Raw genomic sequence first — 13,663 nt, 5'->3', positions numbered from 1 at the left:
ACTACGACGGCAGCGGCTCGCAGTACTCGCGCAGCAGCGGGACGAGCCGGGTGCGCCGCGGGACGGCCCCGACGAGCCGGACGGCGCGCGCCACGGCCGGCCCGGCGGCGTGGACGACCGACAGGTGCGACTGCGCGCGGGTCAGCGCCGTGTAGACCAGCGGACGGGACATCAGCCGGCCCGCCTCGGGCGGCAGCACCACGACGACGGCGGGGAACTCCGAACCCTGCGCGCGGTGGACGGTGATGGCCCAGCCGTGCAGCAGGTTGCCGAGCGCCTTGCCCTTGACCTGCGCCTCGCCGGACGCGAACGCGACCGTGACGACGCCCTCGCCGTCGACGTCGCGGACGGTGCCCACCTCGCCGTTGGCGTAGCCCGTCGGCTCGGCCTCGAGGTGGTTGGCGGTGGCGACGACGCGGTCGCCCGGGTCGAAGCGGCGGTGCCCGGAGCCCGGGTTCAAGCGCGCTTTGAGAGCGGCGTTGAGGGCTTGCGTGCCCGCGGGTCCGCGGTGCACCGGCGTCACCACCTGCACCTGGTCGGCCGGGATCGACAGCGCGCGCGGGATCGAGTCGGTGACCAGCTGCGTCACCCGGTGCGCCGCCTCGGCCGAGCCGCGGCACGGCACCACGACCACCTCGCGGGACGGGTCGTCGACCGGCGGCAGCTCGCCCTCGCGCACCGACGTCGCGAGCCTGGCGATGGAGCCGCCCTCGGCCTGCCGGTACAGCGTGGTCAGCTCCGTGACCGGGACGACGCCGGAGTCGATCACGTCGCCCAGCACGCGTCCCGGCCCGATGGACGGCAGCTGGGCGGCGTCACCCACGAACACCAGGTGGGTGCCATCGGAGCACGCCGACAGCAGCGCGTCGGCGAGCTCGACGTCGAGCATCGAGGCCTCGTCGACGACGACGACGTCCTCGTCGAGGGGCCACTCCTCGCCGCGCTGGAAGCCGCCGTCGAAGCTGACGTCCTCACCGGATTGCCGGGCCTGCGCGCCGAGCAGCCGGTGCAGCGTCGAGGCGGGGGAGCCGCACAGCTCCTCGAGCCGCTTGGCGGCCCGTCCGGTGGGGGCGGCGAGCGCCACCGAGCGTCCGGCCTCCTCGGCCAGGTGGACGAGCGTCGCCACCGTGCGGCTCTTGCCCGTACCGGGTCCGCCCGTCAGCACCGTCACCCCGCCCGCGAGCGCGGCGGTGACCGCCGACAGCTGCACGGCGTCGAGATCCTTCGTCCGCTTGACCTTGGCCTCGATGGGCTCGGCGGTGGCGAGCAGCCGGGCGATGCCCTGCGCCACGCCGTCCTCGGCCTCGGCGTAGCGGGCCAGCCCGACGGTGCCGTCGTCCGCCTCGACGACCAGCGCCGACTCGACCGCGGCGTCGACGGCCGCCTCGGCGTCCGACCCGCCGAAGGCGCCGAGCGCCCGGACGACGTCCTCGCGGGTGTCGACGGTGTGGCCGTCACGCGCCTGCCCGGCGAGCACCCAGCCGACCAGCGCGCGGGCCCGGCGCGGGTCGTCGCGCGTGACGCCGGGGATCGCGAGCCGCGCGACGCGGTCCGCGTCGTCGGGCGTCACGCCGGTGACGGCCAGCAGCCGCCACGGGTCGTCTCGCAGCAGGCGCGGCGCGGGCGGCCCGAGTGCCTCGACGGCCCGGCCCGCGACGCGGGCGTCCAGGCCCGCGGGCACGAGCAGGCCCGCCACCCCGAAGGCGGGCTGGGCGGCCACGAACGACGACAGCAGCCGTCCGGCGCGTTGCGGGCCGACCTTCGGCAGGGCGGTGAGCCGCGCCGTCGTGACGGTCTCGGGACCGGTGATGCCGACCCCGGCCAGCTCTGCGGCGAGCCGCTTGCCGAGACCCGGCCACAGCCCGGCCTCGCAGCCCGCCTGGAACACCGCGGACGGGTCGGTCATGCGCTCAGCCCTGCAGCTCCGGGTAGCCGAGCGCGGGCGCCGAGACGTCGTCGAGCGCGGAGCGGATCGCGTCGGGCAGCTCGACCGTCTCGGACGCCAGCGCCGCCGTGAGCTGGCCGAGCGTGCGCGGCCCCAGGATCGGCGCGGCCACGCCCGGACGGTCGCGCACCCACGCCAGCGCGATCGCCAGCGGCGACACGGCCAGGCCCTCGGCGGCGGTGGCGACGGCCTCGATCACGCCGTGCGTGACCGGGTCGTCGAGGTCGGCGAGGTGACGTGTGCCCGCGGCGGCTCGGGAGTCGGCCGGGATGCCGGTGCGGTACTTGCCCGTCAGGGCACCACCGCCCAGCGGCGAGTAGGGCAGCACACCCACGCCGAGCGCCTGGCACGCCGGGACGACCTCGCGCTCGACCCCGCGGTCGAGCAGCGAGTACTTCACCTGGTTCGACACGATCGGCGCGTACGTGCCGCTGTTCGCCTGCAGCGTCGCGGCCTGCGCCGTCCGCCAGCCGGAGAAGTTCGACACACCGACGTAGCGGGCCTTGCCCGAGCTCACGGCGGTGTCCAGCGCCGACAGCGTCTCCTCGATCGCCACGTGCGGGTCGGGGACGTGCACCTGCCACAGGTCGAGGTGGTCGATGCCGAGCCGCCGCAACGACCGGTCCAGGTCGTCGAGCAGCTGCTTGCGCGAGTTGTTCACGACCGGCGATCCGTCGTCGAACCGGAACCCGCCCTTGGAGGCGACGACCAGCTCCTCGCGGGGGACGACGTCGGCGAGCAACCCGCCGAGGATCTCCTCGGCCGCGCCGTGGGGCGACCCCTCGGGGCCGGTGTAGGACGCCGCGGTGTCGACGAGAGTCCCGCCGGCGTCCCGGAAGGCCACCAGGATCGCCGCCGCCTCGTCCGGGTCGGTCTCGAGACCCCAGCGCCAGGTGCCGATGCCCAGCTGCGACACGGCCAGGCCGCTCGCGCCGACCGTGCGCTGCTTCACGAGCGCTGAAACTACCCGTCCGCCGTCCGGACGGGTCGCAGGGTGCTCGCTATGGTGGCGCGGTGCGCCTCGGACTCAACGTCGGTTATTGGGGACTCGGAGGCGACGGGTCGGACGATCTCGCCCTGGTCCAGGAAGCGGAACGGCTCGGATTCGACGTCGTGTGGGTCGCGGAGGCCTACGGCTCGGACGCCGTCACCGTCCTGACCTGGCTGGCCGCCCACACGTCGACGATCGACGTGGGCAGCTCGATCCTGCAGATCCCCGCCCGGACCCCCACGATGACGGCCATGACGGCGGCGACGCTCGACATGCTGTCGCAGGGCCGGTTCCGGCTCGGGCTGGGCGTGTCCGGACCGCAGGTGTCCGAGGGATGGCACGGCGTCCGCTTCGCCAGGCCGCTGGCCCGCACCCGCGAGTACGTCGACATCGTGCGCATGGCGCTGGCCCGCGAGCGGGTCGACTACCACGGCAGGACGTACGAGCTGCCGCTGCCGGACGGCCCGGGCAAGGCCCTGAAGCTGATGCTGCACCCCGAGCGGGAGCAGATCCCGCTGTACCTCGCCGCCATCGGGCCCAAGAACCTCGAGCTGTGCGGCGAGATCGCCGACGGCTGGCTGCCGGTGTTCTTCGTCCCCGAGCACGCGGACGTGACCGTGTCGAAGGTCCGCGCCGGACGGGAGAAGGCGGGCAAGGACATGTCCGGCTTCGACATCGCGACGACGGTGCCGATCGTCCTGGGCGACGACGTGAACGAGTGCGCGAACCCCGTCCGCCCCTACACGGCGCTGTACATCGGCGGCATGGGCAGCCGGGACCAGAACTTCTACAACGACCTCGCGCACCGCATGGGCTACGGCGAGGCCGCCGACCACGTGCAGGACCTGTACCTGCAGAAGCAGTACGAGCAGGCGCAGGCCGCCGTGCCGCTGGAGTTCATCGACCGCACCGCCCTGCTCGGGTCCGTCGACCGCATCGCCGAGCGCATGGTCGCCTACGCCGAGGCGGGCGTCACGACGCTGTCGGTCGCCCCCTACGGCAGCACCCCGGACGAGCGGGTCGCCGGGCTGCGGGCCGCGGCCGATGCCCTGGAGAAGTCCGGGGTCGGGGGTACTCCCGCCTGATGGACATCCTCCAGGCGTCGGTCCTCGGCATCGTCCAGGGACTGACCGAGTTCCTCCCCATCTCCTCCACCGCTCACCTCCGCATCGTCCCGGCGCTCTTCGGCTGGGACGACCCGGGAACCGCGTTCACCGCGGTCATCCAGCTCGGCACGATGCTCGCGATCGTCGTCTACTTCTGGCGCGAGCTGCTGCACATCACGGTGGCGTGGGCGCGCGGGCTCGTCGACAAGTCGGTGCGCTCGTCGCTCGAGTACAAGATGGGCTGGTACCTGATCCTCGCGACGATCCCCATCGGGCTCGCGGGGCTGATCTTCCAGGACCAGATCCGCACCGGGGCCCGCAATCTCTGGGTCATCGCGACCACCCTCATCGTGCTGGCGGGCGTGCTCGCCCTCGCCGAGCGGGTGAGCACCCGCAACCGCGGCGAGGAGCAGATCACCACCAAGGACGCCGTCGTCGTCGGCTCGGCCCAGGTGCTGTCGCTGATCCCGGGGGCGTCCCGCTCGGGCACGACCATCACGGCGGGCCTGTTCCGCGGGCTCACCCGAGAGGCCGCGGCACGGTTCTCGTTCCTGCTGTCGGTGCCGGCGGTCGTGCTGTCGGGCCTGTACGAGTTGAAGGACGTCGGCGGCAAGGACAGCCCCGGCCTCGGGCTCACGGGCCTGGCGCTGATCTTCGCGTTCCTCGTCGGCCTGGCCTCGATCCACTGGCTGATGCGGTGGCTGGCGAACCACAGCACCTACGTCTTCATCTGGTACCGCGTCGCGCTCGGCGCGCTGCTCATCGTGCTGCTGTCCACCGGCGTGCTGTCGGCGACCGGATGAGCACCGTCCTGCTCCTTCGGCACGGGCTGACGAAGATGACCGGCCCGGTGCTCGCCGGGCGCACCCCGGACCTGCACCTCGACGAGCGCGGCGAGAAGCAGGCCGCGGCCGTCGCCGAGCGCATCGCCGCCCTGCCTCTGACGGCGATCGTCACCAGCCCGCTCGAGCGCTGCGTCGAGACCGCCGAGACGGTGCGCGGCGCACAGGCCGGGGAGCCGACCTGGGACGTCGACGACCGCCTCATCGAGTGCGGATACGGCGACTGGACCGGCAAGGCGATCAAGGACCTCACCAAGGACCCGCTGTGGAAGGTCGTGCAGACGCAGCCGTCCGCCGTCCGCTTCCCGAACGGCGAAGCGCTGGCCGACATGTCGGCGCGGGCGGTGGCCGCCGTCCGCGATTGGGACCAGCGGTTGGGCGACGACGCCGTCTGGGTCGCCTGCACCCACGGCGACATCATCAAGGCGATCGTCGCCGACGCGCTCGGCCTGCACCTCGACCAGTACCAGCGCATCGTGCCCGACCCGTGCTCGGTGTCGGTGATCCGCTACACGTCCACCCGTCCGTACGTGATCCGCGTCAACGACACCGGCGGCGACCTCGCCGCCTTCGTGCCCCCGAAGCGTCGGGGACGGCGCAAGAAGGCCGACGACGCGACGGTCGGCGGCGGCGCGGGCGGCGGCGCCGTCTGACCACCGGGTCCGATTAGGCTGGAGGGCATCATGCGTCAGCTCTACGTGTTCGAGCGCCCGAGCCGGTTCGTCGCGGGCACCGTCGGCGAGCCCGGCGACCGTACCTTCTACCTGCAGGCCGTCGACGGCGCCCGGGTCGTGTCCGTCGCGCTCGAGAAGCAGCAGGTCGTGGTGCTCGCCGACCGGCTCGAGCAGTTGCTCGACGACGTCGCCGAGCGCACCGGCGCCGCGGCCGGCCCCTCCGGCGAGTCCGACACCGACGCGCTAGACCAGCCGATCGACGAGGAGTTCCGCGTCGCGGCCATGGGGCTGGCGTGGGACGGCGACACCGGCCTGGTCGTCATCGAGGCACAGGCGCCCGTCGACGAGCCCGAGGTGGCCGAGCAGACCCTGCTCGAGGACGTGGAGGAGGGCCCGGACGCGCTCCGGGTGCTGATCGAGCCCCCGACGGCGCGGGCGTTCATCGAGCGGGCCCGGGCGCTGGTGTCCGCCGGCCGGCCGCCGTGCCCGCTGTGCGGGCAGCCGCTGACGCCGCAGGGGCACGTGTGCGCCCGGCTCAACGGCTACCGGCGCGGCGTCTCCCTCAACCCCTGACGTGACCGAGCCGGAGCTCACCCCGGCCGTCGCCCTGAGCGCCGACGGCGCGACGGGCCTCACGGTCGAGGACGCGATCGACCTCTTGACCACAGGCGACCTGCACGTCGAGGGACGCGTCCTCGACGCCTCGAACGCCACGCTGTACTGCGGTGTCGAGGCGGACGGGCGGCGGGCGGCGTGCGTCTACAAACCCATCGTCGGCGAGCGTCCGCTGTGGGACTTCCCGGACGGCACGCTCGCCGAGCGCGAGGTCGCCGCTTACGAGGTCTCGGCCGTCACCGGCTGGACGATCGTGCCGCCGACCGTGCTGCGCGAGGGGCCGGCGGGGCCCGGGATGGTGCAGTTGTGGGTCGACGTCGACGAGTCGATCGACATCGCCCGGTTCATGCGGCGGCGCGACCTCGAGCGGCTGCGGCACATCGCCGTGTTCGACGCCGTGATCAACAACGCCGACCGCAAGGGCGGGCACCTGTTGCCCACCGAGTCCGGCGAGGTCTACGGCATCGACCACGGCGTCACGTTCAGCACCGAGGACAAGCTGCGCACCGTCCTGTGGCAGTGGGCGGGGGCCAAGCTGCCCGGCGATGCGCTGGACGTGCTCGGCAGGGTCGCGTCCGCACTCGACGGCGCGCTCGGCGAACGGTTGGGGGAGTTGCTCACGCAGCGCGAGGTGCGCCAGACCAAGCACCGGGTACGGCGGCTGCTGTCGACCGGACGGCACCCCGAACCCGGCGGCGACTGGCCCCCGATGCCGTGGCCGCCGATCTGATCGCTAGCGTCCGGTAGGTGAGCGGACGGGCACTGGTCCTCGGCGGCGGCGGCATCACCGGTATCGCGTGGGAGCTGGGCCTGCTGGCCGGCCTCGCCGAGCGCGGGGTCCGCCTCGAGAACGCCGACCGGGTCGTGGGCACGTCCGCCGGGTCGGTCGTCGGCGCGCAACTGCTCAGCGGGGCGTCGCTCGAGGACCTCTACGCGGGCCAGCTCGAGGAGCCGACGCGGGAGATCAAGGGCGCCTCGCTCGGCCGCGCGGTGTTCGCCCGGTACGCGTGGGCGCTGGTCCGGGCACGCGGCGACCGCACCCGCTTCGCCCGACTTCTCGGCGCGATGTCGATCAGAGCTGCCGCCGCCGGCCGGCTGCCCTCCATCGGGTCGCGGCTTCGGGCCATCGAGTCCCGGCTGCCGTCACGCGAGTGGCCCGAAGCCGACCTGCGCATCACGGTCGTCGACGCCCGCAGCGGCGAGTTCCGGGTCATCACCCGCGCCGACGGCGTGCCGCTGGCGCGCGCCGTCGCAGCCAGCTGTGCGGTGCCCGGCGTGTACCCGCCCGTCCCGCTGGACGGCCGGCTCTACATCGACGGCGGGGTGCGCTCGTTCGCCAACGCCGACCTCGCGCGCGGCTGCTCGCGGGTCGTCGCCGTCGCCCCCGCCGACCGCGCCGTGCCGGGGGTGCCGTCGACGGCCGCGACCCTGGGCCGGCTCGGCGTCCCGCACGCGCTGGTGATGCCGGACGCCGCCGCCGTCGCCGCCATCGGCAAGGACGTGCTCGACCTCTCGGCCCGAGCGGCATCGGCCCGCGCCGGACGTGACCAGGCGGCGTCCGTCACCGACGAGATCGCCGCCGTCTGGGGTTAGGGGTCGCCGGAGCTCCGGGGTGATCGGCGGGACGCACCCTCTGCGGAGTTCCTCCTGACCTGCCTCCACCCCGGAAGCACGCGGCGCTCACCCCGCGCCGTCCGGAACGTCCTGACCTGCCTCCACCCCGGAAGCACGCGGCGCGCACCCCACCCCGTCCGCAACCTCCTGACCTGCCTCCACCCCGGAAGCACACGCTGCACACCTCACCCCGTCCGGAACGTCCTGACCTGCCTCCACCCCGGAAGCACACGCTGCACACCTCACCCCGTCCGGAACGTCCTGACCTGCCTCCACCGCGGAAGCAGGTCAGGAGGCACGCGCGAGGGGTGGGCCGGGCGGGCCACGCCGGGGCCCTGTGGACGGCTGCCGGCGTCGGGACGCTCATCCACAGGCCGGCGCAACGAGCCGCGCCATGTGACGCGATGGACCCATGCTGACCCGATGGACGAGACGACCACGGCTTTCGACATCGGCCGGATGTTGCGCGCGGTCAGGCGGGCGCGGGCGCTGAGCCAGCGCGACCTCGCCAGGCTGCTCGGGGTGGCCGCCGGAACCGTGGGTCGCTACGAGAGCGGGACGCGTCTGCCGACCGTCCGCTTCCTCGATCGCGTCGCCCAGGTCTGCGGTTTCCGTCTCGAGCTGGTCGACGTGCGGGTGAGCGACGCCGACGGTGCGGGCGCCCGGCTGCGTCCGGACGACGAGCACGACGCGATCCGGGACGGCCGGGGCCGGCGTTTCCCGGCCCATCTTCACTGGGGCGGTAAGCCGAACCTGCTGTGGTGCCATCCGCGGTGGTGGGGATGGCGCCACATCGCCTGGTACGACGGCGATCCGGCCACGCCCGAACACATCTACTGGACCCGCCGCAACGCGGACGGCACCCCGTGGGACCAGCCCTGGGCGCCGATGCCTCCGTGGTGACGAGCGTTCGACGTCGGAAGGCGCCCGTCGGGGGAGAAGGCGTCAGTCGCGGCCGAGGGACGGGCCGCCGTGCCCGCCCGCGTGCCCGCCACCGCGGTCGCGGCGGCGCAGGTAGCGCTCGAACTCCCTCGCGATGAGATCGCCGGACGCTTCCTTGAGCTCGCTGCGGTCGATCTCGTCGTCGCGCTGCTCGAGGTTGCGGATGTACTCGATGACCTCGTCGTCCTCGGCGGCCATCTCGTCGACCAGCTTCTGCCATTCCTCGGACTGCTCGGGCAGCTGCGAGAGCGGGATCGGGATGTCGAGGACCTCCTCGACGCCCTGCAGCAGCGCGAGCGTCGCTTTCGGGTTCGGCGGCTGCGACACGTAGTGCGGCACTCCGGCCCAGAACGAGATGGCCGGGATGCCCGCACCGACACATGCGTCCTGCAGCACACCGACGATGCCGGTCGGACCCTCGTAGCGGGAACGTTCCAACCCGTAGCGCTCGGCCGACTCGGGGTCGTACGCGGTGCCGGTGACCGATGTCGGACGGGTGTGCGGCGTGTCGGACAGCAGCGCCCCGAGGGTGACGACCATCTGCACCTCGAGTGCGTTGATGGCGTCGAGCAACTCGTCGCAGAACGCCCGCCACCGCATGTTCGGCTCGATGCCGTGCATGAGCACGAGGTCGAAGTCGGCCCCCGGAGGGCGGCACCAGGACAGGCGCGTCGTGGGCCACGTCACGTTGCGGCTGAGGCCGTCGACGAGCGACACGCTGGGGCGGTTGACCTGGAAGTCGTAGTACTCGTCGGGGTCGAGCTCGGCCAGCTCCTGCGCGTCCCACACAAGCTGCAGGTGTTCGACGGCCCCGCTGGCGGCGTCGCCGGCGTCGTTCCAGCCTTCGAAGGCGGCGACGAGGACCGGCTTGTGGAGCACGGGCCAGCCGCCGGTCGGTGGGGTGACCATCTGTCCACCCTACGGTCCGCGCGCGCCGCACCCCGGTTCCGCGGGTCGGTGTGGCGGACGGGTGGAAGAATCGACGAGCCCGCCCGAAACCGACGCAAGGGACCAACCAGTGCCGGACGCCGCTCAGCACCGCCCCGACGCCACCGACGCGCTGCGCGCTGCGCTCACCCAGCGCATCCTGGTGCTCGACGGCGCGATGGGGACGGCGATCCAGCGGGACCGTCCGGACGAGGCCGGTTACCGCGGCGAGCGGTTCGCCGACTGGCCGAGCGACGTGCAGGGCAACAACGACCTGCTCTCGATCACGCAGCCCGACATCATCCGCGGCATTCACCTCGAGTACCTCGAGGCCGGAGCCGACATCATCGAGACGAACACGTTCAACGCGCAGGTCGTATCGCTGGCCGACTACGGCATGCAGGAGCTCGCCTACGAGCTCAACGTCGCGTCCGCTCGACTCGCCCGGCACGCCGCGGACGAGATGACCGCACGCACGCCCGACAGGCCGCGGTACGTCGCCGGCGCCATCGGGCCGCTGAACCGCACCGGCTCGATCTCGCCCGACGTCAACGACCCGGGCGCGCGCAACATCGACTTCGACACGATGGTGGCCGCCTACCAGGAGCAGGCCCAGGGCCTGGTCGACGGCGGCGCCGACATCATCATGATCGAGACGATCTTCGACACGCTGAACTGCAAGGCGGCGATCTTCGCCGTCGAGACGCTGTTCGAGCAGGAGGGCCGGCGCTGGCCCGTCATCATCTCCGGCACCATCACCGACGCGTCCGGGCGCACGCTCACCGGCCAGGTCACCGAGGCGTTCTGGCACTCGGTGCGCCACGTCCGTCCGCTGATCGTCGGACTCAACTGCTCGCTCGGCGCGAAGGAGCTACGTCCCTACGTCGCCGAGCTGTCCCGCATCGCCGACTGCTTCGTGCACGCCTACCCGAACGCCGGCCTGCCGAACGCGTTCGGCGAGTACGACGAGCAACCGGACGAGACCGCGGGCTTCGTCGCCGAGTTCGCCGAGGCCGGCCTGCTGAACATGGCCGGCGGCTGCTGCGGCACGACGCCGGCCCACATCGCGTCGATCGCACGCCACGTCGACGGCAAGACGCCGCGCGTGCCCCCGCAGATCGCGCCCGCGCTGCGGTTGTCCGGACTCGAGCCGCTGATCGTCGACGGCGACTCGCTGTTCGTGAACGTCGGCGAGCGCACGAACATCACCGGCTCGGCGAAGTTCCGCAACCTGATCAAGGACGGCGACTACGACACCGCGCTGTCGGTGGCCCGTCAGCAGGTCGAGAACGGCGCGCAGGTCATCGACATCAACATGGACGAAGGCATGATCGACGGCCTCGCCGCGATGCAGCGCTTCCTGCGGCTCATCGGCAGCGAGCCCGACATCAGCAAGGTCCCGATCATGATCGACTCCTCGAAGTGGGAGGTCATCGAGGAGGGCCTGAAGAACGTCCAGGGCAAGTCGATCGTCAACTCGATCTCGCTCAAGGAGGGCGAGGAGGCGTTCGTCGAGCACGCCCGGCTGTGCCGCAAGTACGGCGCCGCGGTGGTCGTGATGGCCTTCGACGAGGACGGCCAGGCCGACAACCTCGAACGTCGCAAGCAGATCTGCAAGCGGGCCTACGACATCCTCGTCGAGCAGGTCGGTTTCCCGGCCGAGGACATCATCTTCGACCCGAACGTGTTCGCCGTGGCGACCGGCATCGAGGAGCACGCCAACTACGGCCTCGACTTCATCGAGGGCGTCCGCTGGATCACCGAGAACCTGCCGTACGCCAAGACGTCCGGTGGCATCTCGAACGTCTCGTTCTCCTTCCGCGGCAACAACGCGGTGCGCGAGGCGATCCACGCCGTGTTCCTCTTCCACGCCATCAAGGCCGGCCTGACGATGGGCATCGTCAACGCCGGAGCGCTCGTCGTCTACGACCAGGTCGACGAGAAGCTGCGCGAGCGCATCGAGGACGTGATCCTGAACCGGCGCGACGACGCGGGGGAGCGGCTGCTCGAGATCGCGGCCGAGTTCGCCGGCAGCGGGCAGGCCCGGGAGGTCGCGAGCGAGGAATGGCGCGAGCTGCCGCTCGGCGAGCGCATCACGCACGCGCTCGTCAAGGGCATCGACCAGCACGTCGAGGAGGACACCGAAGCGCTGCGGCAGGAGATCGCCGAGCGCGGCGGACGTCCGCTGGAGGTCATCGAGGGCCCGCTGATGGACGGCATGAACGTCGTCGGCGACCTGTTCGGTTCCGGCAAGATGTTCCTGCCCCAGGTCGTGAAGTCGGCGCGCGTCATGAAGAAGGCCGTCGCGTACCTGATCCCGTACATCGAGCAGGAGAAGAACCCCGCCGACAAGGGCCGCAGCAACGGCACCGTGATCATGGCGACGGTCAAGGGCGACGTGCACGACATCGGCAAGAACATCGTCGGCGTCGTGCTGCAGTGCAACAACTTCGACGTCGTCGACCTCGGGGTGATGGTGCCGGCGCAGAAGATCCTCGACGCGGCCAAGGAGCACGACGCCGACGTGATCGGGCTGTCCGGGCTCATCACGCCCAGCCTCGACGAGATGGTGAACTTCGCCTCCGAGATGGAGCGCCAGGGCTTCGACATCCCGCTGCTCATCGGCGGCGCGACCACGTCACGCGCCCACACCGCGGTCAAGGTCGACAAGAAGTACCACGGCCCCGTGGTGTGGGTGAAGGACGCGTCCCGGTCGGTGCCGGTCGTCGCGCAGCTGATGTCGCCGCAGCGCCGCGACGCGCTGCTGGACGAGCTGCAGGCCGACTACGACTCGTTGCGCGAGCGGCACGCCGCGCGCCAAGACCAGAAGAAGCTGCTGCCACTGGATGCGATCCGCGAGGACCGCACGCCGATCGACTGGGACGGGCACCGGCCGTTCCGTCCGCACCTGATCGCCCAGCAGGCCCGCGACTTCCACACCGACGACTACCACCCGTCGGGCACGCCGACGCAGTTCGTCAAGGTCTTCAAGAACTACGATCTCGCGGAACTGCGCAAATACATCGACTGGCAGCCGTTCTTCAACGCGTGGGAGATGAAGGGGCGTTACCCCGACATCCTCAACAACCCCACGACCGCCGAGGCGGCGCGCAAGCTCTGGGACGACGCACAGCAGATGCTCGATCGCGTCATCGAGGAGAAGTGGGTGACGGCGGCCGGCGTCATCGGCCTGTTCCCGGCCAACGCGGTCGAGCACGACGACCTCGAGATCTACAAGGACGAGCAGCGCAGCGAGGTGTTGACCACGCTGCACATGCTGCGGCAGCAGACCGAGCACCGCGAGGGCGTGCCGCACCGTTCGCTCGCCGACTTCGTCGCGCCTGCCGACACCGGCATCAAGGACTACGTCGGAGCGTTCGCGGTCACGGCCGGACTCGGCATCGAGGAGCGCATCCAGCAGTTCAAGGCGGCGCTCGACGACTACAGCGCGATCATGCTCGAGGCGCTCGCCGACCGGCTCGCCGAGGCGTTCGCCGAGCGGATGCACCAGCGCGTCCGTCACGAGTTCTGGGGTTACGCCGCCGACGAGAAGCTCGACAGCGAGGAGCTGATCAAGGAGAAGTACGTCGGCATCCGTCCCGCCCCCGGGTACCCGGCCTGCCCGGAGCACACCGAGAAGCGCACGCTGTGGGACCTGCTCGACGTCGAGCACAACGTCGGCATCGGGCTGACCGAGTCGATGGCCATGTGGCCGGGCGCGTCGGTCAGCGGCTGGTACTTCTCCCACCCGCAGTCGCAGTACTTCGTGCTCGGGCGCCTGGGTCGCGACCAGGTCGAGGACTACGCCAAGCGCAAGGGGTGGACGGTGGCGGAGGCCGAGAAGTGGCTGTCGCCCAACCTCGGGTACCGCACCGACGACGAGTAGCCCCAGGAGCCGCAGACGAGGAAGGCCCGGCCGCCACAGCGGCCGGGCCTGATGCGTCTGGTCGGTCCCCCGGAACCGAACGACGCCGCCGGACCGCGCTACCCCCGTATGCGGGGCCCGG

Annotated in this window: 11 protein-coding genes; 8 read left to right on the top strand and 3 right to left on the bottom strand. The window is 71.9% G+C overall.

Annotated elements, in window-relative coordinates; genetic code table 11:
* Position 1: 1 nt before the first annotated feature.
* Both ACYVP9_RS06920 and ACYVP9_RS06915 read right to left on the bottom strand, forming a co-directional pair.
* Entirely contained in the window at positions 2–1,906 is a 1,905-nt protein-coding gene (locus ACYVP9_RS06920; RefSeq protein ID WP_460603966.1) for an AAA family ATPase, read from the bottom strand.
* Positions 1,907–1,910: 4 nt separating this feature from the next.
* Positions 1,911–2,897: an aldo/keto reductase gene (locus ACYVP9_RS06915; RefSeq protein WP_460603965.1), complete on the bottom strand. Its 987-nt coding sequence runs from the start codon at positions 2,895–2,897 to the stop codon at positions 1,911–1,913.
* A gap of 62 nt (positions 2,898–2,959) precedes the next feature.
* Between ACYVP9_RS06915 and ACYVP9_RS06910 the strand changes: the two genes are divergently transcribed.
* The 7 genes from ACYVP9_RS06910 (at position 2,960) to ACYVP9_RS06880 (ending at position 8,690) form a co-directional block, all read left to right on the top strand.
* A complete protein-coding gene (locus ACYVP9_RS06910) occupies positions 2,960–4,021 on the top strand; it encodes an LLM class oxidoreductase (protein WP_460603964.1) in 1,062 nt (353 codons plus the stop codon).
* Complete coding sequence (locus ACYVP9_RS06905; protein WP_460603963.1) at positions 4,021–4,845, top strand: undecaprenyl-diphosphate phosphatase; 825 nt, start codon at positions 4,021–4,023, stop codon at positions 4,843–4,845. The genes ACYVP9_RS06910 and ACYVP9_RS06905 overlap by 1 nt, the downstream gene beginning before the upstream one ends.
* Positions 4,842–5,537, top strand: a complete 696-nt coding sequence (locus ACYVP9_RS06900; protein WP_460603962.1) for a histidine phosphatase family protein — start codon at positions 4,842–4,844, stop codon at positions 5,535–5,537. Before ACYVP9_RS06905 ends, ACYVP9_RS06900 begins: the two co-directional genes overlap by 4 nt.
* A gap of 27 nt (positions 5,538–5,564) precedes the next feature.
* Entirely contained in the window at positions 5,565–6,131 is a 567-nt protein-coding gene (locus tag ACYVP9_RS06895; protein ID WP_460604313.1) for a DUF3090 domain-containing protein, read from the top strand.
* Position 6,132: 1 nt separating this feature from the next.
* A complete protein-coding gene (locus ACYVP9_RS06890; RefSeq protein ID WP_460603961.1) occupies positions 6,133–6,903 on the top strand; it encodes an SCO1664 family protein in 771 nt (256 codons plus the stop codon).
* A 17-nt stretch (positions 6,904–6,920) separates the two neighbouring features.
* A complete protein-coding gene (locus tag ACYVP9_RS06885; RefSeq protein WP_460603960.1) occupies positions 6,921–7,766 on the top strand; it encodes a patatin-like phospholipase family protein in 846 nt (281 codons plus the stop codon).
* Between the two features lie 444 nt (positions 7,767–8,210).
* Positions 8,211–8,690: a helix-turn-helix domain-containing protein gene (locus tag ACYVP9_RS06880; RefSeq protein ID WP_460603959.1), complete on the top strand. Its 480-nt coding sequence runs from the start codon at positions 8,211–8,213 to the stop codon at positions 8,688–8,690.
* A gap of 42 nt (positions 8,691–8,732) precedes the next feature.
* Here ACYVP9_RS06880 and ACYVP9_RS06875 read toward each other — a convergent pair whose 3' ends face one another.
* Positions 8,733–9,638, bottom strand: a complete 906-nt coding sequence (locus ACYVP9_RS06875) for a PAC2 family protein (protein WP_460603958.1) — start codon at positions 9,636–9,638, stop codon at positions 8,733–8,735.
* A 109-nt stretch (positions 9,639–9,747) separates the two neighbouring features.
* Here ACYVP9_RS06875 and metH point away from each other — a divergent pair, with 109 nt between their 5' ends.
* Positions 9,748–13,542 (top strand): methionine synthase, encoded by a 3,795-nt coding sequence (gene metH, locus ACYVP9_RS06870; RefSeq protein ID WP_460603957.1) that lies wholly within the window; start codon positions 9,748–9,750, stop codon positions 13,540–13,542.
* Positions 13,543–13,663: the final 121 nt, after the last annotated feature.

The sequence above is a fragment of the Jatrophihabitans fulvus genome (assembly GCF_054781375.1).
The sequence above is the reverse complement of the archived record's forward strand: the minus strand, read 5'-3'. Positions and strand labels throughout refer to the sequence as shown.

Bases quoted from the DNA above. Each gene is read 5' to 3' on its own strand.
- ACYVP9_RS06920 (WP_460603966.1), bottom strand. From the start codon at position 1,906: ATGACCGACCCGTCCGCGGTGTTCCAGGCGGGCTGCGAGGCCGGGCTG.
- ACYVP9_RS06905 (WP_460603963.1), top strand. From the start codon at position 4,021: ATGGACATCCTCCAGGCGTCGGTCCTCGGCATCGTCCAGGGACTGACC.
- ACYVP9_RS06875 (WP_460603958.1), bottom strand. From the start codon at position 9,638: ATGGTCACCCCACCGACCGGCGGCTGGCCCGTGCTCCACAAGCCGGTC.
- ACYVP9_RS06880 (WP_460603959.1), top strand. From the start codon at position 8,211: ATGGACGAGACGACCACGGCTTTCGACATCGGCCGGATGTTGCGCGCG.
- ACYVP9_RS06900 (WP_460603962.1), top strand. From the start codon at position 4,842: ATGAGCACCGTCCTGCTCCTTCGGCACGGGCTGACGAAGATGACCGGC.